This is a genomic window from Sphaerisporangium sp. NPDC051017 (assembly GCF_040683095.1).
Taxonomy (GTDB): Bacteria; Actinomycetota; Actinomycetes; order Streptosporangiales; family Streptosporangiaceae; genus Sphaerisporangium.
Genome location: NZ_JBFBCI010000007.1, coordinates 199,858 through 220,951 on the forward strand (window position 1 = coordinate 199,858; position 21,094 = coordinate 220,951).

Genomic DNA, 21,094 nt, shown 5'->3' on the forward strand with positions numbered 1-21,094 from the left:
TGAAGGGGGTTTTGCCGGCCATGATGAGCAGCCCCATGCACACCTTCCGCGGCGTCGTCATCGGTATCAACCGCCATCAGCGTGGACTTTCCCCGTGTCGCAGGCATGATCGTGTTTCTCCCCCGAGATAGTGCATGATCGTCTAGTCGTCTACTCTACTCTCAGTGACTGCTTCCACACTTAGAGTGATACTCCCCTCAGCGCCCCCCGCCGCCCCCCCGCCGTGCATCTGGTGGTGGATGTTGGACGGGCGGGGCTTGCCCCCCCCATGGCGTTGGTGTGGTCCGTCGTGCGCCAGTGCGGGCAGGTGACGATGTGCCGGGTGGCAGAAGGTACTTGCGGGGAAACCCGCAATCGCCCGCCGCATCACGTGCAGCTCCCACCGAGAGCTCGGCTCTTTGTGTCAGGTGGTGTCAGCTGTTGAAGCGCGAGATCTGGGCGTTCATGCTCCCCGCAGTCCATGCTTGTCGCGCTGCGTCGGCTTCACGGGCGAAAGCGCTGTGCACTGTTGGGAGGTCGGGGCGCAGCATGGGGAGGTGCAGGTGGGCGGTGTTGCCCTGGGGCGTCCAGCGCTCGATGGCCGCCAGGCACGATTTGATCAGCGAGTCTGGTTCGACGACCTCGTCCAGCAGTCCGATGCGCTGACAGGTGCTCGCGTCGAGTGTGGTGCCGCTGAGGATGATGTCCAGGGCGGTTGCTGCCCCGACGAGTCGCGGGAGCAGGATCGATGAGGCGTTGGAGATGGTGAAGCCCATCGCGCTTTCGGGGAAGCGGTAGGAGGTGTCGGTGGAGCCGACCCTGCGGTCGAAGCAGAGGGTCAGTTCCGCTGCTCCTCCGATGGCCATTCCGTTCACGGCGGCCACGCAGGGCACTGTGGACGTGAGGACGGCTTCGGTGATGTCGTCGAAGAGCGCTGACAGGGCGTCCATGCCGTGGGCGTCGACGAAGGAACGGGTCTCACGCAGGTCTTCACCGGAGGAGAACGCGCGGCCGGTACCGGTGACAACGATGCCCCGGACGCCGGACTCGATCGGGGTGCGCTTGATCTCGGCGGCCAGTGAGCGCAGCATATGGCTCGAAAGGGCGTTGAGGCGGGCCTCGTGATCGAGCCTCAGTATCTTCACGCCGTTCTCGTACGAGCAGTGGACCTCTCCGGCCGGGCCGGGCTCCGTCGGCTGATTCATGACTTCTTGCTCCCCCGCTGGCCGAGATCGACAGAGGCAAGGAATTCCCGCGCGGGATGCTGCGGGATGCGGTGCTTGGCGATGCGCTCGGAGGGTGTCCGCGGCAGTGACGTCCAGAAGTCGACGTAGCGCGGGATCTTGAAGCGTGCCAGCCTGGCGCCCGCGTGCTCGGCGACCCGGGAGGCGAGTTCGTGCGGGTCACCGGGCTCGGTGATTTCCACGTGCACCTTCACCTCCTGGCCGAACAGATTGTCGTCGACGCCCACGACGGCGCAGTCCCGCACGAACGGCAGTTCGCGGATGGTTTCCTCGACCTCGACCGCGGCGATGTTTTCCCCGCCCCGGCGGATCGAGTCTTTGATCCTGCCCACCAGGCGGATCCAGCCGTCCTCCCGCATGACCGCAAGGTCGCCGGTGCGGAACCAGCCGTCGCGGAGCGCGGCTTCGGTCGCTTCGGGGCGGCGCCAGTAGCCCCGCATCAGGCTCGGTCCGCTGACCAGCAGCTCGCCGGGGCTGTCGGGCGGGACATCGCGCAGGTTCTCGTTGACCACGCGGACCTTCCAGCCCGGGGTGGGAACCCCCAGCAGACCGAGTCCGACGCTCCGTTCGTCATCGAGGGGCGCGGCGATGTTGAGTCCGGACTCGGTGAGACCGTACGCTTCGCGCCACGGTGCCTGCCAACGCTCCTCAAGCTGCCGGTGAATCGCCGCGGGAATGGCCGAACAGAGCACCAGTCGTACGTCATTGTCCTGGTCCTGGTCTGAGGGGGGCTGCCCGAACATCAGCTGCGGCATGCTGCCCAGCACGTACAGCACCGTCGTCCCATGGCGTCGAACATCCGCCCAGAAGGTACTGGCCGAGAACCTCGGGAGGATCACCAGCGGCGCGCCGTACTGCAGGCTCATGGTGACGTGCCACATTGGATCCATGTACGAGAACGGCTGGGCCGTCAGTAACCGGTCCCCCGCCGTCAGGCCGACCATCTCCCCCATCGCACGGCCGACCTCGATCCAGTACGAGTGGGTCAGCATGCACGCCTTGGGCAGTCCGGAAGTACCCGAGGTGTACTGGAGGTTCGCAAGGGTCGAGCCATCAATGGCCGGCCGCGGAGGGTTGAAGGCGTCGACGGGCTCGTGCTTCAGGACGTCGTTGATACGAATGACCTGGATGCTCTGCGTATCGGCGGCCGACCCCTCGAACTTCGGAGCGAACTCGTCAGAGGTGATGACCGCGATGAGGTCCGAGTCCTGCACGACGTGCTCGATGTCACGGGCTTCGTAGGAGCGGTTGATCGGGACAGCGGTCAGACCGGCGCCGAGCACCGACAACCACGCCAGCGGCCAGTCCACCCCGTTGGGCAGACAGATTCCCACGCGAGCGCCGACCGCGATTCCATAGGTCCGCAGGCAGGAAGCGCCGCGCGCGACGATCTCCGCGGCTGCGAGGTAAGTGACCGCTCCTTGCGCATCCTCAAGGAAGGTCCGCTCGCCGAACTCGTCCGCAGCTCGCTGAACCAGGCCGCCGACACTCAGCGCGTGGTCCAGGGCCCGGCTCGCCACGGCGTTCTGTCTGTCGCTCACGGGTTCACTCCCATGCTCGCGCCCTCGGTGCGGGTGACTCGGGTGTCACGGGCGGGGTTTCAAGTCTCTAGGACAATGTACTAGAGGCTGGTTGTGTAAGGAACCTTCATGTCGCGCCACAACAGCCAACGCCGTGGAACGGGAACGCGTCAGGGAGCGGGCGGCGGGCAAGGGGGATGTTCACCGGCGAACGGCACAGGGCCCCGCGCCGGGAATCGGGCCCTCGCTCAGGCCGACGTCACCGGACGAGTTGCTGACGCGTTGGGCCTGCGACCGTTTCGGCAGGTGGCAGGGGTGGGGCATGGTCCCGCCGGCCGCTGGAGCGTCCGCCTGGCCCTGTTGTCGGCCCGGCTCGGACGCTGATCAACCGGCTGCGTAGGCAGGGGACGAGTGGGGCGGGTGAATTGCGCGGACAGGCTTCAACGCGCGCTTGAGGAGACGGTCTTCCGGAGCATCACGCCCAGTCCGGCGATCATGGTCTCCATGGCGAACTCGAAACTCTCACCCATGGGGGCGGTCCGACCAGAGGCCCACCGAAGCATGAAGCCGCGATTGCTGATCTCAGGAAGCGCGTCATGCAGCGCGGGCATCTCGTCCGCGTCCACGTTGCTCAGAGTGTGCTTGAAAGCGGTGGCCCAGTCGGCGTCGTTTATCGCGGGTTCGGTGGCGAATTCGGCGGAGATCCACCCGAAGATGCCAGCGAGCACCGTGTTGTAGGCCGGGACGAGGTCCTCGGTACGGAACCCCGCCCGAGTCAGAACGCTCAGGAGGTTGTTGGCCACGCTGAGGCCGGTCGACGAGACATGGATCTCCGAGGCGAAGTCCGCGGCGAGGTTCGGGTGCTCGCTGAACGTGCGGCGTGTCTCGTACGCGAAACGCCTGATCCACTCGTCCCAGGAGAGCTCGCTGACGTCGGGGACCTCGATGCTGGACAAGATGTGGCGGCAGACGTGTGCCACCAACTCGGCACGGTTGCCCGCGTGCCAGTAGATGGTGGCGGGGTAGACGCCGAGCGCGTCGGCGAGTCGACGCATGGTCAGTGCGCCGGTGCCCTGATCATCGATGATCACGAGTGCCGCATCGATGACCTGGGCGCGAGTAAGTCCTCGGTGGCTTCGCGAGTGGTCCTTCTCGCCGTCGAGCGTCATAGCGTCAGCATGCCATGCCTCTCATCGTGACGATGGGGGCATGCCTCCGAGCGGTAGGCCACCCCGGGGCGGTGGGGCCGCCTTGCGAGTGCGCATGGGCGGCACGCGAGCGCTTTGGGATATCAGCGTCGGCGTGCGATGTCGTCGAGAAGCGGTGTGATGCGGTAGCCGACCAGTTCGCGCATGACCAGCGCGGTGCTGGTGCGTTCGACTCCGGGGACGGCCAGGATCTGGGCGGCGATCCGGTAGAGGTCCTCCGCGTCGGTGGCGACGACATGCACCAGCAGGTCGATCGCGCCGCTGAGGCCATGGACCTGGAGCACTTCCGGGATCGCTGTCAGGGCGGCGGCGACGTCGTTGAGGCTGCGCTGCGTGACCTGGGTGGTGATGAACGCGGTGAGCGGGTACCCCAGCGCGGCCGGGTTGATCCGCCTCTCGAAGGAGTCGAGTGTGCCGTCGCGCTCGTAGCGGGACTGCCGGGAATGGGCGGTGTTGCGGGAGATGCCGAGTTGGTCCGCCAGTGCGACGGTCGTGGCACGCGGGTTCTCGGTCAGCGCCAACAGCAGCCTGGCGTCGATGATGTCGGGTTGGCTGGGCATTGTGCTCACTCTCCGGGCCATTCGATCAAGGGTGACGTGCATTCTGCTGAAAAAAGTATCGGAATATTGTGCTTAGTCAGGTCGAATGATGTGATCCGGCAGCATATTGCATCCGTCGCGACGGCGCGTGGAGCGGAGGGAGACGGTGATGTCCGCGGTGACGAACCAGGCTGTGGATCGGCTGGCGTCCGGTAACGACCATGACGTGCTGGGTGAGATCGAGGACCGCGTCCTCTGGTTGTCCACCGCGACCGTCCATCACGCCAACCGGGTTCGGCCCAATCCGTCGGGCCTGAAGGTCGGTGGGCATCAGGCGTCGTCGGCGTCGATGGTGTCGATCATGACGACGTTGTGGTTCAACCATCTGCGGCCCGAGGACCGGGTCTCGGTGAAGCCGCATGCCTCACCGGTCCTGCACGCGATCAACTACCTGCTCGGTGAGCTGGACGCATCCTACCTGCCGCGCCTGCGGGAGTTCGGCGGGCTGCAGAGCTATCCCAGCCGGATCAAGGACCCCGATCCGGTCGACTACTCGACCGGATCGGTCGGGATCGGCGCGACCGCGCCGATCTGGGGTGCGATCGCCCGCCGCTACCTGGACACCAGGACCAGCGGCGCCGGTACCGGACGGCAGTACTCCCTGATCGTCGACGCCGAACTCGACGAGGGCGCGGTCTGGGAGGCGATTCTGGACCCGATGGTCGGACAGCTCGGCGAACTGGTCTGGATCGTCGACCTGAACCGGCAGTCGCTGGACCGGGTGGTGCCCAACATCGCCGCCGAGAAGCTGCAGAGGATGTTCGCCGCCGCCGGGTGGCAGGTCATCACGCTGAAGTACGGGCAGTTGCTCGAAGACCTGTTCAACCGGCCCGGCGGCGAGGAACTGCGCCGTCGGATCGACACGATGACCAATCCCGAGTATCAGCGGCTGCTGCGCTGCGACGCCGACCAGTTGAGGCTGCGGCTCCCCGGTGAGGGGCCCGGCCGCGAGCAGATCGCTCACCTGCTCGACGAGTTGAGCGACGACATCCTGCTGTCCGCGTTCGCGGATCTGGGTGGGCACGACCTGGCCGCGTTGGATGAGGCGTTCGGCGGCATCGACGACACCCGCCCGACGATCATCTTCGCGTACACCGTCAAGGGGCACGGCCTGGCCACCCGCGGCCACCCCCAGAACCACTCCTCGCTTCTGAGCGACGAACAGTTCGGCGAGCTGGCCGCGCGTCTGGGTACCGACGTCGAGGATCCATGGCGGACGTTCCCCGAGGGCAGCCCCGCCGCGGCGCTCTGCGCGAGCAGCGCCGCCCGACTCCGGCGCCCCGAGATCCCCAGCCGTCCCTCGCCGGTGGTGCCGGCCGACCTGGGCCGTCTCCCGTCCGGCGTGGCGACCACTCAGGCGGCGCTGGGCCGGGCCCTGCTCGACCTGACCCGGCAGGCTCCGGACGCCGCGCGGCGCATCGTCACGGTGAGCCCCGACGTCAGTTCGTCGACCAACCTCGGCGGGTGGGTGAACAAGGTCGGCGTGTGGTCAGCCACCGAACGCCAGGATTGGTTCGCCGACGACACGGAGACCATCCTGCACTGGCGGGAGAAGCCCACCGGCCAGCACATCGAACTCGGCATCGCCGAGGTCAACCTGGTGAGCATGCTGGGCGAACTCGGGGCCACCTGGAGCCGGTGGGGCGAGCCGCTGCTGCCGATCGGAGTGCTCTACGACCCGTTCGTCGAGCGAGCCCTCGAACCGTGGTCCTACGGCATCTATGCCGGAGGCCAGTCCATCCTGGTCGGTACCCCCTCCGGGGTGACGCTGGCCCCGGAGGGCGGTGCCCACCAGTCGATCAAGACCCCGTCCATCGGCCTGGAGCAGCCGGGCTGTATCACTTACGAGCCCGCGTTCGCGATCGATACCGAGTGGGCACTGCTGGCCAGCCTGTCGCGACTCGGCAAGCCCGACGGCAGCTCGGCCTACCTGCGGCTGTCCACCCGGCCGGTCGACCAGGCACTGGCCGCGGTACCCACCGATCCCGCGGCGCGCGAGCGGCGTCGTCGGCAGGCGGTCGCCGGAGCGTATGTCCTGCGGCGACACGACAACGCGAAGATCACCATCACCGCGATGGGCGCGCTCGTGCCCGAGGCACTGGAAGCCGCCGACCGGCTGGACCGAGTCGGCATCGGCGCCGACGTCGTCTGTGTGACCAGCCCAGACCTCCTCTACCGTGCGACGCGGGCGCGACAAGGTCACGACCCGGCCGAGTCCTGGGTTCTTGACCAGGTCTTTCCCGCCGATCGGGCCACGCCCATGGTCACCGTGCTCGACGGACACCCGCATACACTCGCGTTCCTGGCGACGATCAATCAGGTCCGGCTGACGAGCCTCGGCGTGACCGGCTTCGGTCAGTCCGGCTCGATCGAGGGCGTCTACCGGTACCACGGCATCGACTCCGACAGCGTCGTCCGAGCCGCCCTCGACCTGGCCGACTGAGGCACTCCGGTCACTGGCTGAGGAACGACAGTGGCGGTGTGACCGACGGCCGCGCGGGCAGTGAGCAGCCCGCGCGGCCGTCGGTCTACACCGTGGTCACCGTGACGGTGGCCCGCGCCGAGAACGCCAGGTCAGGGCTCTGTCACGCGCTGTCGGGCCGTGGTGATCTCAAGAGGGTGGAGTGTCCATCGGCCGAGGACTGACGCGCCCGAGGTGAGGAAACTCGCCCCGGGCGCGTGGTCGATGGGAGGTGGTCCTCGCCGGGTTCGGGGAACTACGGCAGACCGACACGCTCGCCCACCCAGGTCTCCAGCCCGTCCGGTGTGATCGGCAGCGCGGCGGACATCACGGTGTGGCCGGTGGGGGTGACCAGCAGGTCGTCCTCGATGCGTACGCCGATGCCACGCAGTTCCGGTGGGAGCGTCAGGTCGTTCGGGTGGAAGTACAGCCCCGGTTCGACGGTCAGCGTCATCCCGGGTTCGAGTACGCCCTGGTGGTACCGCTCCGGGCCGGCGGCGGCGCAGTCGTGTACGTCGAGGCCCAGATGATGCCCGATCCCGCAGCAGATGTACCGCCGATGGTGTTGCCCGTCGGCGGCGAGCGCCTCGTCCACCGACACCGGCAGCAGACCCCAGTCGTCCAGTCCGGCGGCGAGCGTGGCCATCGCCGCGTGGTGGAACTCCAGGTAGGCCGCGCCTGGCCGGACCGCCGCCAGGCCGGCCAGATGCGCCTTGAGCACCAGCTCGTAGACCTGTCGCTGGGCCGCGCTGAAGTGGCCTGACACGGGAAAGGTGCGAGTGACGTCGGCCGTGTAGAGGGTGTTCAGCTCCACGCCGGCGTCCAGCAGCAGGACCGCGTCTTCGGGCACCGGACCGTCGCAGCGCACCCAGTGCAGTACGGCGGCGTGCGGCCCCGCGGCGACGATGGAGGTGTACCCGGGGCCGTTGCCCTCGGTCCGCGCCCGCCGGTCGAACGTGCCCTGCAGCCAGCGTTCGCCGCCCCGGTCGATCGCGGTGGGCAGTTCCCTCGCCACGTCGGAGAATCCGAGCACCGTCGCGTCGATCGCGGCCTGCAACTGGCCGATCTCCCAGTCGTCCTTGATCAGCCGCAGATCACCCAGCACGCGCCGGAGTTCGGCCGACGGCGCGTCCCCGACCAGCGCGTCGAGCAAGCCGTCGACGCCCGTGTTCGCATGCACCAGGGGCAGTCGGCCGCGCAGCGCCCCGGGCAGATCCTCCAGCGGTCGGCACGGCACACCGAGCGCCTGCGACCACTCGGTCAGACCGGGCACCGCCCCGATCCACAGTTCACCGTCCCGCGCGTTGGCGAAGAAGTCCGCGTCGGCTGGGTCGGCCGGTTCGCGCAGGAACAGTTCGGCCTCGTGCCCACAGGGGACCGGATGCATGACCAGGATCGCGTCTTCGGCGGCGCAGCCGGTCAGCCAGGAGAAGTCGCTGTCGGGACGGAAGAGGTAGTCGGTGTCGTTGCTGCGGACCGGCGCGTGCCCGGACGGGACCGCGATCCGTCGGCCGGGCAGCGCGCCGGAGAGTCTGGCGCGGTGCGCCGCTGCGGCCTCGCGGGCACCCGGGGTTACAGCGACCGCGCGGTCGCCGGTGTCCCAGCCGTCGCGGACGAACGCGCGGAAACCGCTCGCTTCGGCCAGGTTGATCGGCTTCGGTCGGGCCGCCACGGGTTCGCTGGGGCGTTCGGCCACGCGATCTGCCATGCGCTCGTTCATGCGCGGGTTTCCTTTCTGCGCTATGGATCGTCTCTGCGCCTCGGGTCGTCCGGGGGATCGGCTTGTGCGTGGTCGCCACGTCGGCCACGTCGTCGGTAATGATCACCACGGCACAGCCGCCGGTGGGCAAGGCAGAGCCGAGCAACGGGGTCCGAGGCGGCCGAGCCGAAAGCCGCCCCCCGCGGCGATGGGCGGTGCGGCGCACACCGGCAGGAGGTGGATACGGCCGACAGGCGGGTCACCGGCACGACGCGGATACGACCGCCAGGGCGGGCCACCGGCAGGATCGACCCGCCGCAGAGCTCACCGGCGGTGGTGATCACAGTCGCCGGGGCCCGCCCGAAGCGGCAGCCCCTCGCGGGCCGCCGCTCAGTCGGACTCGGCCGCGCGGATGCGCTGGTCCGCGAGCTGCCGGCTGGCCACCCCGGTGGTGACGCCGCTGTCACGGGCGAAGTCGATCACCCTCTTGGCGGTGTCGAAGATCGCCTCGACGTCCTTGCGGGTCGCGTCGGCGGTCCAGCCGGCCACCTCTCCGGCCGCCTGGATGAGGCCGCCGGCGTTGGCGACGTAGTCCGGGACCCAGAGGATGCCGCGGCCGGCCAGGGTGTTCTCGAGGGCCGGGTCGGCCAACTGGTTGTTGGCACCGCCGCAGACCAGCCGGGCGGTGATGCGCTCGACGGTGGTCGTGTCGATGGTCCCGCCGAGGGCACACGGGGCGTAGATGTCGACCGGGGCGTCGAGGACGCTCTCCGCTATCCGCACCTCGGGGAACTCGGTACGGGTCCGCTCGATCGCCGCGGCGCTGACGTCGGTCGCGACGACCTGTGCCCCTTCGGCGTGCAGGAGTGACACCAGGTTGTATCCGACCTTGCCGAGACCCTCCACGCCGACCGTGCGTCCGGTGAGTTCGGCGGTACCCCATTGGGCTTCCGCGCCGGCGCGCATGGCCTGCAGAACTCCCAGCGCCGTGTTCAGGCCGCTGTCACCGGAGCCGCCGACGGCGGTGCTCCGGAAGGCGACATGCCGGGTCACGCCCCCGATGATGTCCATGTCGTCGCAGACGGTGCCGACGTCGCACGCCGTGATGTAGCGCCCGCCCTGTTCCTCGACGAACCGGCCGAAGGCCTCGAACAGCTCCCGCGACTTGACGTTCGCCGGGTCACCGATGATCACGGCCTTTCCGCCGCCGTGATCGAGTCCGGCGCTGGCGGCCTTGTAGGTCATGCTGCGGGAGAGGCGGAGCGCGTCGGCGAGCGCCGCGTTCTCGTCCGCGTAGGGACGGATCCGGCAGCCGCCGATCGCGGGGCCGAGCGCGAGGGAGTGGATGGCGATGATCGCCCGCAACCCCGTGCGCCGGTCATAGCAGAACGCGACTCGCTGGTGCGGGAAGTCGGCGTGCTCGACGTTGTCGAACACGCCCGGTGTGGCGGTCGGTGGGAGAGCTTCGCTAGTCATCGTGGCTCCTCAGTGGGGCACTATGCCCGTCGCTGCGTTGGGGGACGGGCCCAGGTGCCCGTACGTCGGCTGGATGAGACATCAGCCTGAAGGTGTGCTTCCTGAAGCCTTGACACTGTACGTCGGACAACACACCCTATACGACGTACTACCAACCTTGTCTGCACGTACTACTAACCTTGTCGGTTGGTTAACCCGCTCGGTCTTGAGCGTTCGTGCCGAACCCGTTGTCATGCGGTGGAGTGGAATGGAGCCCCGAGTGATGCGCTCTGTCGGAGACCCTGCTAGATCCCAAAGGCTGCTGGCGGCTGCGCTGGCATTGGCCGCAGTCTCGACGGCTGCCGCCTGTTCCTCCAGTTCGACGTCCACGACGTCGGCGAGCGGGACCTTCACGATGGCCGTGCCGTCCGAACCGGGGTCCCTGGACCCTCAGAAGACGCTTGACGGCACCGCCCTCACCATGGCTTCCTTCGCCTATGACCCGCTGGTCAACGAGACGCCGGACGGAAGCTTCGTGTCCGGACTGGCCTCGTCGTGGACGCAGAGCGGCGACGACTGGGTGTTCACCATGCGCAAGGGGGTGACCTGCGCGGACGGCTCGGCCTTCACCGCGGCCGATGTCGAGGCGAACTTCGCCTTCCTGGAGAACCCGAAGAGCGGAAGCCCGCTCCTCGGTACGTATCTGCCGCCCGGGATCACGGCGAAGGCCGACTCGGCCGGCACCACCGTGACGCTGAAGCTGAGCCGGCCCGCCCCGTTCTTCCTGAACGGCCTGTCGCTGGTGCCGATGGTCTGCAAGGGCGGCCTGGCCGACCGGTCCAAGCTCAAACAGGGCGCCGACGGCACCGGCCCGTACAAGCTGACCAAGGCCGTCACAGGTGACGAGTACACGTACACAAGGCGCACCGAGTACGCGTGGGGCCCGAATGGGGCCAGGGTCGACGCGGCGGACCAACCGTCGAAGGTCTCGTTCAAGGTCGTCGCCGACCAGGCCACCCAGGCCAACCTGCTGATGGCGGGATCCATCAACGCGGCCTCGGTGAGCTCCTCGGACGTGCAGCGGCTCAGTGCCGCGAAGCTGTTCAGCGCGTCTTACCTCTCGCCCATCGGGGAGATGTTCTTCAACCAGGGTGCCGGTCACGTGACCGCCGACGAGAAGGTCCGGCTCGCGCTGACCACCGCGTTGAACCTGCCGGAGATCCAGAGTGTCTACACCGGCGGAACCGGGAGCGGTCCGACGACCTTCACTCCGGGAACGCCGGCCGCGTGTCCGGGTAATTCGGTGGAATCGGCCCTGCCGACCCACAGCGTGTCGGAGGCGCAGAGCATCCTGTCGTCCGCAGGCTGGAAGCCCGGCCCCGACGGGGTCCGTGTCAAGGACGGCAAGCGCCTGAGTATCACCTTCCTGTACAACACCGACATCCCCTCTGGCAGTCCGGCCGCGGCCGAGCTGGCCACCGCGGCCTGGAAGAAGATCGGCGTCGATGTGCAGCCCGTCGGCAAGCCGGTCTCCCAGACGAACTCGGTGCTCTTCGGCAGTGGTGCCTGGGAGGTCAACTGGAACGGCCTCGGGGTCTCCACGCCCAACCAGCTTGTGTCGATCCTCTCCGGTGACGCACCGCCGAACGGCAGCAACTTCGCGCACATCGACAACGCGACCTACACCGCCGAGGTCAAGAAGGCCAGCGAGTCCTCCGGCGCGGCCGGCTGCTCCAACTGGCTGGCCGCGGAGACGGCTCTCGTCCGTGACAGTGACGTCGTCCCGTTCGCCAACATGCCCTGGCCGACCTTCGGGAAGAACGCGACATTCAAGTTCTCCGGTTCGTACATCGTGCCGACCAGCATCCGCCTGACCAAATGAGCGTGAGCACATGACGGCTACCACGGCGCCGGCGGCGCCACGCGGACTGACCAGCCGCGGTCCGGTGAATCCATGGGTGCGTTTCCTCGCGCGGCGGCTGTTCAGGTTCGCGGCCTCGCTGCTCGGACTGATGGTGATGGCCTTCGTCCTGATCCAACTGATCCCGGGCGACCCCGCACGGAATTCACTCGGGATCACCGCCTCGGCACAGTCGGTCGCCCAGCGACGGGTCGAACTTGGCCTGGACAAGTCCCTTCTCGACCAGTTCGGGCACTTCGTGGGCGGCGTGTTCACGGGTGACCTGGGCACGTCGTTCAACCTGGGGCTGCCGGTCAGCGAGATCATCGGGCAGCGCTGGGCCGAGACGGCACGCCTCGCAGTCCTGGCGTTCCTGCTGGCGGTCGTGGTAGCCGTGCCGCTGGGTGCCGCCATCGCGGCGGCGACCAGCGGCGGGCGCCGCAGGTTCCTGGACATGGCCTTCACCTCGGTCACCGGGCTGGCCTACTCGATTCCGGGGTTCCTCCTCGCGGTGGGACTCTCCTATGTCTTCGCGGTCCGGATGAAGCTGCTGCCGATCGCGGGTACGGACACCGTCTCCGGCTACGTGCTCCCGGTCATCGCGCTGGCGGTGGGACCGGCCGCGGCGCTGGCCCGTATCGTCCGCCTGGAAACACTGCGGGTGCTGGGCGAGGACTTCGTCCGCACCGCACGGTCCAAGCGGCTGCCGACCCTGCGCGTGTTCCTGCGTCACGTCATTCCGAACACGCTGACCCCGACCCTGAGCATGGGAGGGCTCATGCTCGGCGGACTGCTCGCCGGCACCATCCTGGTCGAGACGATCTTCGTGCTGCCGGGCCTGGGGTCGACACTCACCCAGTCAGTGACGACCAAGGACTACCCGATGGTGCAGGCCCTGGTCCTGGTGACCGGCGGCGCCGTCCTGCTGATCAACCTGGTTGTCGACATGCTGATCGCCGTGGCCGATCCGCGCTCGACCATTCTGGAGGGCTGACCATGACTCGCAGGCGACTGCCGGCCTTCCTGCGTACCCCGCTCGGCATCTCGGGTGCGGCCGGAGTTGCGGTCCTCGCGGTCATCGCCGTAGTGGCGCCGATCCTGTTCGAGGACCAGGCGACGACCGGGAAGGTGGCCGATGCGCAACTCCCTCCCTCCGCAGAGTACTGGCTGGGCACCGACTCGCTCGGCCGGGACGTGTTCGCCCGGGTGCTGGTGGCGACGCGGCTTTCTCTGGAGCTGTCGCTGGCGGCGACGGCCCTCTGTGTCGTGGCCGGTGTGGTGATCGGCGTCCTCCCGGTCGTCCTCGGCCGCCGCCTGGGCCGCCTCGTCACCGCCGTCGTCGACTTCGCGGTGGCCTTTCCGGGACTGCTGCTCGCCCTCTTCCTCATTGTGATCTTCGGAGCCGGAAGCAGCGGCGCGGTCCTCGCGGTCGGGTTGTCGGGAGCCCCGTTCTTCGCCCGCCTGACCCACACGCTCGCGTCCGGTATCGCCCAGCGCGACTACATCGCCGCCTCGCGCATGCTGCGGGTCGGGCCGGTCAGACTGCTCGTCCGGCACTTCCTGCCGAACGTCGCCGAACCCATCGTGCTCAACGCCACGATCATCTTCGCCTCCGTCCTCCAGGCGTTCGCCGCCCTGTCGTTCCTCGGCCTCGGCGTACAGCCGCCGTCGTACGACTGGGGCCAGCTGTTCAACGAGGGGCTGGCACGGATCTACGTCAACCCGGGCCAGGCACTCGGCGCCGCCGCGGCGATCGTGTTCGCGGGGCTCAGCTTCTCCGCTCTCGGCGAGGCGCTGTCCCATGCCGCCGGCCGCCGCTCCGGGCAGGGCCGCCGCAAGACCGAGAGCGCGGCGACAGCGGTCAGCCCGGCCGCCGAGCGCGACGAATTCGCGGAGACCTCAGCGAGGCTCCGGGTCTCCGGACTGCGGGTGGAGGTGCTCCCCGAAGGCACCGCCGAGTCGTTCGAGGCGGTGCGCGAGGTGTCCTTCGAGATCGAGGCGGGCGAAAGCGTCGGTATCGTGGGCGAGTCCGGCAGCGGAAAGAGCCTGACCGCGTCCGCCATCGCGGGGCTCCTGCCCACCGGCGCGTACGCCACGGCCGGCCGGATCGACTTCGGCGGCCGTGACCTCCGCCCGCTCACCGTGTCCCAGCGTGCCAAGGCCTTGGGAACGTCGATCTCGATGGTGTTCCAGGATCCGATGACCGCCCTGAACCCCTCGATGCGGGTCGGCGCCCAGCTGGCAGAGGTCGTGCAGGTGCACGAGGGGGCCGATCGCAAGTCCGCCATGGCGCGGGCGGTGGGGCGGCTCGGGCAGGTGCGGATCCCCGCCCCGGCCCGCCGGGCCCGCCAGTTCCCGCACGAGATGTCGGGCGGGATGCGCCAGCGGGCCGTCATCGGCATCGGCGTGATGGGCAGCCCCCAGCTGATCATCGCCGACGAACCGACGACGGCCCTGGATGTCACGGTCCAGCGGCAGGTGCTCGATCTGCTCGAACAGGTACGGGCCGACAACGACGCGTCCTTGATGCTCATCAGTCACGATCTGGGCGTGGTCGCGCAGCGCTGCCAACGGGCTCTGGTCATGTACGGCGGAACGATCGTGGAGGAGTTGACCACGGACATGCTGCGAGAGACTGCGGCACACCCCTACACACGGGCACTTCTGGACTGCGTTCCCGAGGTGATGTCCGAGCCGGGCGGACATCTGGTGACGATTCCCGGCACGCCGCCGGAGCCGTCGGCGATGTCGGAGGGCTGCCCGTTCGCCGCGCGGTGCGTGAGCGCCGACGACCGATGTCGTAGCGAACGGCCGCGCCTGGAAGCCCAGGGCCGCGCGGGCCACCGGGTGGCCTGCTGGTACCCGCAGGTCATGGTCAAGGCCGACACGCTGGTGGGCCCCGGGGGAGGCGGCGCATGAGCGCCCTCGAACTCAAGGGTCTGACCGTGAGCTACGGCAAGGGCCGTCGCGTCATGACCGCGGTGGACAACGTGGACCTCACCATCCCCTCCGGGGGCTTCCTCGGCCTGGTCGGCGAGTCCGGGTCCGGCAAGTCCAGCCTCGGGCGCGCGGTGGCGGGCCTCGCCCCCGTGACCTCCGGGCAGATCCTCGTCGACGGGGCGCCGCTCGCGCGCCGCTCTCTGTTCGGCCGTACCGCGCAGCCGGTGCAGATGATCTTCCAGGACCCGTCCGGTTCCCTCGACCCGCGCATGACCGTCGGCGCCTCGATCGCCGAAGGCGTGGCCGCCGGCGGCGCGAGGGGTGGGCGCGCCGACCGGTCCGCCGAGGTACGGCGGCTGCTCGAACTGGTCTCGCTCGACCCCCGGCACGCGACGTCCCTGCCGTCGAGGCTGTCGGGCGGCCAGCGCCAGCGCGTGGCGCTGGCCCGCGCGCTGGCCTCCGCCCCGTCCCTGCTGGTCGCCGACGAGATCACCTCCGCGCTCGACGTGTCCGTGCAGGGCTCGGTGCTGAACGTCGTACGTGAGGCCGTCGCGACGCTGAACATCACGACCCTGTTCATCTCGCACAACCTCGCCGTCGTGACCGCCATGTGCGACGAGATCGCGGTGATGTACGCCGGCCGGATCGTCGAGAAGGCGCCCACCGCCGAACTGGTCTCCCGGCCGCGGCACCCCTATACCCGTGCGCTGCTCGACGCCGTGCCCTCGCTGCGCCGGCCCGCCCCCCGCGCCGACGCCAAGGTGCTCGACACCGAGCCGCCGGACCCCTTCCACCTTCCCGCCGGCTGCCCGTTCAACCCGCGCTGCCCCGCCGGGCCGGGCGTCCACGCGGACCGGCAGATCTGTACCGAACGCAGGCCACAGTTCGTCGAACTGAACGCGCGCCATCTCGCGGCCTGCCACTTTCCCGGGGCCGTGACCCACGACACCGTAGAACGGAGCGCCCATGCCAACGCGTCCCTTCCAACTTGATGACCTCTACGCCATCCACATCCCGTCGGATCCGCAGATGTCCCCCGACGGCCGGTCCGTGGCGTTCGTCGTCTCCGTCGCGGACGCCGAGAAGGACCACACCCGCTCCACGATCTGGCTGGTCACGACCGACGGCGGCGAGCCGAAGCAGCTGACCTCGGGTCCCGCGGACTCCGCGCCGCGCTTCTCGCCGGACGGCCGGCACCTGCTGTACCTGTCCTCGTCGGACGGCGGCCCGGCCCAGCTGTGGTCGCTGCCGCTGGACGGCGGCGAGGCGACCCGGCTGACGGACCTGCCGCTCGGGGCCGACCTCGGCGTCTGGTCACCAGACGGTACGATGATCGCCTGGACGGCGACGGTCGACGGTGCCGAGACGGTGGAGGACAGCGTGGCGGCCAGGCGGTGCCCGGTGGTCGTCGACGACATCGGATACAAGATCGACGGCCTGGGGCTGCGGAAGGAACTCCGCCAGCAGCTCTTCGTACTGACCGTGGACGGCGGCCAGGCGCGGCAGCTGACCGACGGCGACCACGACCACACCATGCCGGTGTGGGCCCCGGACAGCCGGGGTATCGCGGTGAGCATGCCGGACTACAGCGTGTACGGCACCGTCCTGTGTCCCCAGACCATCGCCGTGGTCGACGTGGAGACCGGACGGCTGACGCCGGTGACCGCGGCGGACGCGATGTTCTGGGCCCTGGACTGGTCCCCGGACGGCGAGACGCTGCTGATGGTCGGTTCGGACCGCGCGGGCCTGGCCGAGCCGCGGCTGTGGACCGTCCCCGCCGAGGGCGGTCAGGCGCCGCGTCAGCTCCTGCCCGACCACCCCGGCAACCACATGCCCAACTGGGACCTGACCTTCCCCGCCCGCTTCACCGCAGACGGGACCCGGGTCCGCTTCGGCGAGTGGTACCTGGCCCGCACCCGGGTGCTCGAAGCACCGGTTACCGGTGGGGCGCCCAAGGAACTGCTCGGCGGCACCCGCACAGTGCGCACCGCCGCGTACGGCACCGAGGCCATCGCCTTCGTCGCCGGTGACGAGGGGCACATCGCGGAGCTGTACATCTCCGACGGCCAGGGCGAGCGCCAGCTCACCCGCTTCCAGGAGAGCAACCTCGGCGAGGTCGACTTCGTGGCGCCGCAGGTCCGCGTCTTCGAAGCGCCGGACGGCCAGCGCGTCCACGGTTACATCCTGCGCAAGGACGATGTCGAAGGCCCCAGCCCCCTTCTCGTGGACGTCCACGGAGGGCCCTACAACGCGTGGACGCCCGCACTGTCCGAGCACTTCCTGTACCAACAGGCCCTGGCGGGACAGGGCTGGACCGTGCTGTGCGTGGACTCCCGCGGCAGCGCCAGCTACGGCGACGCGTTCATGCAGGCCACCAACGGGGATTGGCATTACGCCGACGAGGGCGACATCCTCGGCGCGGTCGACGTCGTCGTCGCCGAGGGCCTGGCCGACCCGGCACGGCTGGTGCTGAGCGGCTTCAGCTACGGCGGCACCATGACGGCGTGGCTGACGACCCGCACCGACCGCTTCGCGGCGGCCATCGCCGGCGTCATGATCTCCGACCACGTCTCCTGGCAGGGCACCGACGCCGGCGTCCTGACCAGCGAGTGGATCGCGGGCGGACCCCTGCGGGAGGTGTACGACCGGCTCACCGACCGCTCGCCCATCGCCCACGTCGGCAAGGTGACCACCCCCTTCATGATCCTGCAGAACGAGGAGGACCTGCGCTGCCCGATGCTCCAGGGCGAGCTGTGGTTCCAGGCGCTGCGCGCCCAAGGGGTCCGCGCACGGCTGGTGCGGTACCCGGAGGTCACCCACTTCGCCCTGCTCGGCGGCGGTGCCCCGTCGTACCCCCGGGACGCCTACCAGCGGCTCATGGACTGGGCGCTCGAACACACCGCCGCCGCATCGGACAGTTCGGACACGGAGCGATGACGACAAGGCTGCGCGACCTGGGTATCGGCATCGGCCGGTACCCGACCGGTCCACGGAACTCGATCACCGATGTGGCCGGGGTGCGCGTCGGACACTCGACGATCATCCGCGGTGACGCGGGCCCGCTGCGTGTCGGCGAGGGCCCGGTGCGCACCGGGGTGACGGCGGTGATCCCGCACCCGGGCGACACCTGGGAGCGGCCCTGCTTCGCCGGGTTCTTCGCGCTCAACGGGTCCGGGGAATGGACCGGCATGCACTTCGTACGCGAGGCCGGCACCCTCTATGGGCCGATCATGACCACCAACTCGCACAGCGTCGGCACCGTCCGTGACGCGGTGGTCGCCATCGAGTCGCGCCGCAGGGGTGTGCTGGAGCGGCTGCCCGTGGTCGGTGAGACCTGGGACGGGATGCTCAACGACATCGGCGGTCTGCATGTGCGCGAGGAGCATGTCGCGCACGCCCTGGACACCGCGTCGGAGGTTGTCGCCGAGGGCAGTGTGGGCGGCGGGACCGGAATGGTCTGCCACGGGTTCAAGGGCGGCATCGGAACCTCTTCCCGGGTGGTCGAGCAGCCGGCCGGCACGTACACGCTCGGCGTCATGGTGCAGGCCAACCACGGCGGGCGCGAGGAGTTCGAGGTGGCCGGTGTACCGGTCGGCGAGATGATCCCGCTCAGCGAGGTCCCGCTCGGCGTTCCCGGTAGCCAGGACCGGGGACCGCTCGATCCGCACAAGAACAGCATCCTCATCATCGTGGCCACCGACGCGCCCCTGTTGCCCTCACAGTGCGAACGGATCGCGCATCGGGCGACCCTGGGCGTGGCGAGAAACGGCGCTTACGGGCATCACCTCAGCGGCGACTTCGCGTTGGCGTTCTCCACCGCCCAACACCCCCGTGAGGGCTTCGACTTCGGTGCCTCCGAGGTGGAGAGTCTGCGGGTGCTGCCGAATTCCGCGCTCAGTCCGCTGCTGGCCGCCGCGATGGAGTGCACTCAGGAAGCGATCCTCAACGCACTGGTCGCCGCGGAGACGATGGAGGGAGCGGACGGGTTCCGGGCCTTCGGGCTCGACGCGAGCCGACTTCAGGAATGCGTCGGCCGGTATTCCGGACCCCTGTCCCCGCAACCGCCCTCGCCGCCCGGCGACTGACCGGTACACAGGAGGTGACGTCATGCATCCGATCGTCCGTCCGGACCGTCGTCCGGACGGGCCGGCCTGCGGAGGCGAACTGTGCTCGCTTCCGGACAAGGCTCTGTCCGCCGTCGAAAACGAGCTCGGACGACGGTCGTGGACAATAGGCGGTCGTGGTGGATCAGGTTCCCGGGACGCACACCACAGGGAACGACGAATTTACCTATTCTCAGTACCAATCGGACGATTCAGGAGCACTCATGGCAGCCCCGACCGTACCCAAAGGCTCCCGGAGTGCGCGACCGCATCCTTCTCGGCCGACTCTGACCCATCAGGATGTCGTCGACGCAGCGCTGAAGCTCATCGACAGTGATGGACTTGAGAACTTCACCATGCGCGCGCTCGCCAAGACGATGGGTGTCTATCCCACGGCGCTCTACTACCACGTCGGATCGAAGGCGCAGCTTCTCGCCGCGGTCGCGACCAGGGTCTTCGACGAGGTCGTGCTCCCGGACGAACACCGGCTCGGCTGGGAGCGATGGCTGACCGAGGTCGCCGAGCTGTGCCGCAAGGCGATGCACCGGCATCCGGAGATCGCCCAGATGGCCGGAAACCAGATGGTGGTCTCCACGACGTGCATGCCCATGGTCGAGCGCATCGTCGGCGTCCTGGAGCGAACGGGCTTCGTCGGCCCCGACCTGGTGCACGCCTACAACGCGCTGCTCGGATTCATCCTGGGCTGGACCGCGCTGGAGCTGTCCGCGGAGCCGAGTGGCGTCGAGTCCGACTGGAAGAGCGAGTTGTCCCAGGAACTGCGCGGTCTCGATCCCAACGCGTACCCGGCGCTGAACCGGAACATGGCCGGGCTGGAGAACAACGCCTTCATGGCCCGCTACGACTCCGGACGCACGCACCCGATGGACGACAGCTTCCAGGCGTCGATGCGCATCCTGCTGGCCGGGCTGCGAGCCCAACTGAGCGAAAGTGGTCACGCCCAGTGACGAGATGACCGAATGAGCGGCGGGCCGACGGTCACGGCCGTTCGCCTGCCGCGTCGAAGCCGACCAACGTATCCAGCTCCGCTTGCCGATGTTCTCCGACCCGGAATCCCGCACTTGGCACACCCTGCTCGGAGCCACGGACCCGGCTGCCTTGAACGTGCTGGAGGGCTGTTTCCGGGCGGCCCATGACTACCGGGTCGACGTCCGAATGGAAGCGCTGCCGGCTCCCGACCGATGGCCGGGCCCTGTTTTCGTCCGGCCTTCGAACGGCCCCGCCCCGACGGGGCACGAATTGCTCGAACAACTCAGCTCTCCCGTGGCGTCACCCCGCCCTTCGTGACCGTCGGGCCGAACTGGCGGACCTGGGGAAGCGTGGTGACCATGTGGGCCACGACCCGTTCGCTGAGGCAGATGTGCCGGTGCGGGACGTCGCCCGGGAAGCGGACGAAATCGCCCGCGTTGATGTCCACCGGTTCGGCGACCGGGCCGGTGCGCAGCCGCCCGGTGATCACATAGATGTGGTGCAGTGTGCCGGCGGTGAGGGCGTCGATCGGTTCGGGGTCCCGCTCGCCGCGTTCCAGTCGTAGCACGAGGGTGCGCACGTATCCCGATCCATAGGTCTCGTCCAGCAGGCGTTCCGTACCGTTGCCGGTGGTGGACCATTCGCTCTCGCCCTGCCGTTGGACATAGACCGGGGTGCCCCATTCGGTCAGCAGCCGGCGGGTGGGCAGGTCCAGGGCGGCCCCGAGGAGGGCCAGCGTTTCCACGGTGGGGTTGCCCTCGCCGTTCTCGATCTTGGAGAGCGTCTGCTTCGACAGACCGGACCGGCGGGCCAGCTCGCCGAGGGACATCGCCCGCTCCAGGCGGAAGCGCCGGACGTTACGGGCTACAAGATCGTTCTCATGGTGCATGGTGTCACTTTTAATTGCCACACCGTCATTGTTGACGAACGGCGGCCGGGTTCGCATCATTGTCACGTATACGTTGATGGGTGGTCTGCTAAAAGTGACACCGCCCTTCG

At 68.8% G+C, this 21,094-nt stretch carries 16 protein-coding genes; 9 read left to right on the top strand and 7 right to left on the bottom strand.

The genetic code is table 11. The features are described 5' to 3' along the window. Window positions 1–413: 413 nt before the first annotated feature. The 4 genes from AB0M95_RS09415 to AB0M95_RS09430 all read right to left on the bottom strand — a co-directional run bounded on the left by AB0M95_RS09415 (window position 414) and on the right by AB0M95_RS09430 (window position 4,511). Window positions 414–1,184 carry an enoyl-CoA hydratase/isomerase family protein gene (locus AB0M95_RS09415; RefSeq protein WP_363761521.1) on the bottom strand — a complete coding sequence of 257 codons (771 nt, stop codon included), beginning with the start codon at window positions 1,182–1,184 and terminating at the stop codon, window positions 414–416. After that, window positions 1,181–2,764 (bottom strand): AMP-binding protein, encoded by a 1,584-nt coding sequence (locus tag AB0M95_RS09420; RefSeq protein ID WP_363761523.1) that lies wholly within the window; start codon window positions 2,762–2,764, stop codon window positions 1,181–1,183. The genes AB0M95_RS09415 and AB0M95_RS09420 overlap by 4 nt, the downstream gene beginning before the upstream one ends. Window positions 2,765–3,183: 419 nt before the next feature. Continuing rightward, entirely contained in the window at window positions 3,184–3,912 is a 729-nt protein-coding gene (locus tag AB0M95_RS09425; protein WP_363761525.1) for a TetR/AcrR family transcriptional regulator C-terminal domain-containing protein, read from the bottom strand. Window positions 3,913–4,034: 122 nt separating this feature from the next. Continuing rightward, the gene (locus AB0M95_RS09430; RefSeq protein WP_363761527.1) at window positions 4,035–4,511 is read right to left on the bottom strand and encodes an Lrp/AsnC family transcriptional regulator; all 477 of its coding nucleotides are present in this window, start codon (window positions 4,509–4,511) and stop codon (window positions 4,035–4,037) included. A 148-nt stretch (window positions 4,512–4,659) separates the two neighbouring features. On the opposite strand from AB0M95_RS09430, the gene AB0M95_RS09435 reads away from it, so the two are divergent. After that, window positions 4,660–6,993 (top strand): pyruvate dehydrogenase, encoded by a 2,334-nt coding sequence (locus AB0M95_RS09435; RefSeq protein ID WP_363761529.1) that lies wholly within the window; start codon window positions 4,660–4,662, stop codon window positions 6,991–6,993. A gap of 38 nt (window positions 6,994–7,031) precedes the next feature. Next, window positions 7,032–7,196 carry a hypothetical protein gene (locus AB0M95_RS09440; RefSeq protein WP_363761531.1) on the top strand — a complete coding sequence of 55 codons (165 nt, stop codon included), beginning with the start codon at window positions 7,032–7,034 and terminating at the stop codon, window positions 7,194–7,196. Between the two features lie 71 nt (window positions 7,197–7,267). Here AB0M95_RS09440 and AB0M95_RS09445 read toward each other — a convergent pair whose 3' ends face one another. Then, window positions 7,268–8,731: an aminopeptidase P family protein gene (locus AB0M95_RS09445; RefSeq protein ID WP_363761533.1), complete on the bottom strand. Its 1,464-nt coding sequence runs from the start codon at window positions 8,729–8,731 to the stop codon at window positions 7,268–7,270. 369 nt (window positions 8,732–9,100) lie between these two features. Then, entirely contained in the window at window positions 9,101–10,186 is a 1,086-nt protein-coding gene (locus AB0M95_RS09450) for a Glu/Leu/Phe/Val dehydrogenase dimerization domain-containing protein (protein WP_363761535.1), read from the bottom strand. 394 nt (window positions 10,187–10,580) lie between these two features. Here AB0M95_RS09450 and AB0M95_RS09455 point away from each other — a divergent pair, with 394 nt between their 5' ends. The 7 genes from AB0M95_RS09455 (at window position 10,581) to AB0M95_RS09485 (ending at window position 20,073) form a co-directional block, all read left to right on the top strand. Then, window positions 10,581–12,047 carry an ABC transporter substrate-binding protein gene (locus AB0M95_RS09455; protein WP_363761537.1) on the top strand — a complete coding sequence of 489 codons (1,467 nt, stop codon included), beginning with the start codon at window positions 10,581–10,583 and terminating at the stop codon, window positions 12,045–12,047. Window positions 12,048–12,057: 10 nt separating this feature from the next. Further along, window positions 12,058–13,059 carry an ABC transporter permease gene (locus tag AB0M95_RS09460; protein WP_363761539.1) on the top strand — a complete coding sequence of 334 codons (1,002 nt, stop codon included), beginning with the start codon at window positions 12,058–12,060 and terminating at the stop codon, window positions 13,057–13,059. 2 nt (window positions 13,060–13,061) lie between these two features. After that, window positions 13,062–14,984 carry a dipeptide/oligopeptide/nickel ABC transporter permease/ATP-binding protein gene (locus AB0M95_RS09465; RefSeq protein WP_363761541.1) on the top strand — a complete coding sequence of 641 codons (1,923 nt, stop codon included), beginning with the start codon at window positions 13,062–13,064 and terminating at the stop codon, window positions 14,982–14,984. After that, window positions 14,981–15,997, top strand: coding sequence for an ABC transporter ATP-binding protein (locus tag AB0M95_RS09470; RefSeq protein ID WP_363761543.1), 1,017 nt, complete (start codon window positions 14,981–14,983; stop codon window positions 15,995–15,997). Before AB0M95_RS09465 ends, AB0M95_RS09470 begins: the two co-directional genes overlap by 4 nt. Continuing rightward, a complete protein-coding gene (locus tag AB0M95_RS09475) occupies window positions 15,972–17,942 on the top strand; it encodes a S9 family peptidase (protein WP_363761545.1) in 1,971 nt (656 codons plus the stop codon). Before AB0M95_RS09470 ends, AB0M95_RS09475 begins: the two co-directional genes overlap by 26 nt. Then, window positions 17,939–19,090 (top strand): P1 family peptidase, encoded by a 1,152-nt coding sequence (locus tag AB0M95_RS09480; protein WP_363761547.1) that lies wholly within the window; start codon window positions 17,939–17,941, stop codon window positions 19,088–19,090. Before AB0M95_RS09475 ends, AB0M95_RS09480 begins: the two co-directional genes overlap by 4 nt. Window positions 19,091–19,332: 242 nt before the next feature. Further along, the gene (locus AB0M95_RS09485; RefSeq protein WP_363761549.1) at window positions 19,333–20,073 is read left to right on the top strand and encodes a TetR/AcrR family transcriptional regulator C-terminal domain-containing protein; all 741 of its coding nucleotides are present in this window, start codon (window positions 19,333–19,335) and stop codon (window positions 20,071–20,073) included. A 305-nt stretch (window positions 20,074–20,378) separates the two neighbouring features. On the opposite strand, the gene AB0M95_RS09490 is transcribed toward AB0M95_RS09485, so the two are convergent. Continuing rightward, entirely contained in the window at window positions 20,379–20,984 is a 606-nt protein-coding gene (locus AB0M95_RS09490; protein WP_363761551.1) for an XRE family transcriptional regulator, read from the bottom strand. Window positions 20,985–21,094: the final 110 nt, after the last annotated feature.

Excerpts from the sequence above, each read along its gene's own strand:
- AB0M95_RS09415 (WP_363761521.1), bottom strand. The coding sequence starts at position 1,184 with ATGAATCAGCCGACGGAGCCCGGCCCGGCCGGAGAGGTCCACTGCTCG.
- AB0M95_RS09425 (WP_363761525.1), bottom strand. The coding sequence starts at position 3,912 with ATGACGCTCGACGGCGAGAAGGACCACTCGCGAAGCCACCGAGGACTT.
- AB0M95_RS09430 (WP_363761527.1), bottom strand. The coding sequence starts at position 4,511 with ATGCCCAGCCAACCCGACATCATCGACGCCAGGCTGCTGTTGGCGCTG.
- AB0M95_RS09435 (WP_363761529.1), top strand. The coding sequence starts at position 4,660 with ATGTCCGCGGTGACGAACCAGGCTGTGGATCGGCTGGCGTCCGGTAAC.
- AB0M95_RS09445 (WP_363761533.1), bottom strand. The coding sequence starts at position 8,731 with ATGAACGAGCGCATGGCAGATCGCGTGGCCGAACGCCCCAGCGAACCC.
- AB0M95_RS09450 (WP_363761535.1), bottom strand. The coding sequence starts at position 10,186 with ATGACTAGCGAAGCTCTCCCACCGACCGCCACACCGGGCGTGTTCGAC.
- AB0M95_RS09455 (WP_363761537.1), top strand. The coding sequence starts at position 10,581 with ATGGCCGTGCCGTCCGAACCGGGGTCCCTGGACCCTCAGAAGACGCTT.
- AB0M95_RS09460 (WP_363761539.1), top strand. The coding sequence starts at position 12,058 with ATGACGGCTACCACGGCGCCGGCGGCGCCACGCGGACTGACCAGCCGC.
- AB0M95_RS09465 (WP_363761541.1), top strand. The coding sequence starts at position 13,062 with ATGACTCGCAGGCGACTGCCGGCCTTCCTGCGTACCCCGCTCGGCATC.
- AB0M95_RS09470 (WP_363761543.1), top strand. The coding sequence starts at position 14,981 with ATGAGCGCCCTCGAACTCAAGGGTCTGACCGTGAGCTACGGCAAGGGC.
- AB0M95_RS09475 (WP_363761545.1), top strand. The coding sequence starts at position 15,972 with ATGCCAACGCGTCCCTTCCAACTTGATGACCTCTACGCCATCCACATC.
- AB0M95_RS09480 (WP_363761547.1), top strand. The coding sequence starts at position 17,939 with ATGACGACAAGGCTGCGCGACCTGGGTATCGGCATCGGCCGGTACCCG.
- AB0M95_RS09485 (WP_363761549.1), top strand. The coding sequence starts at position 19,333 with ATGGCAGCCCCGACCGTACCCAAAGGCTCCCGGAGTGCGCGACCGCAT.
- AB0M95_RS09490 (WP_363761551.1), bottom strand. The coding sequence starts at position 20,984 with ATGCACCATGAGAACGATCTTGTAGCCCGTAACGTCCGGCGCTTCCGC.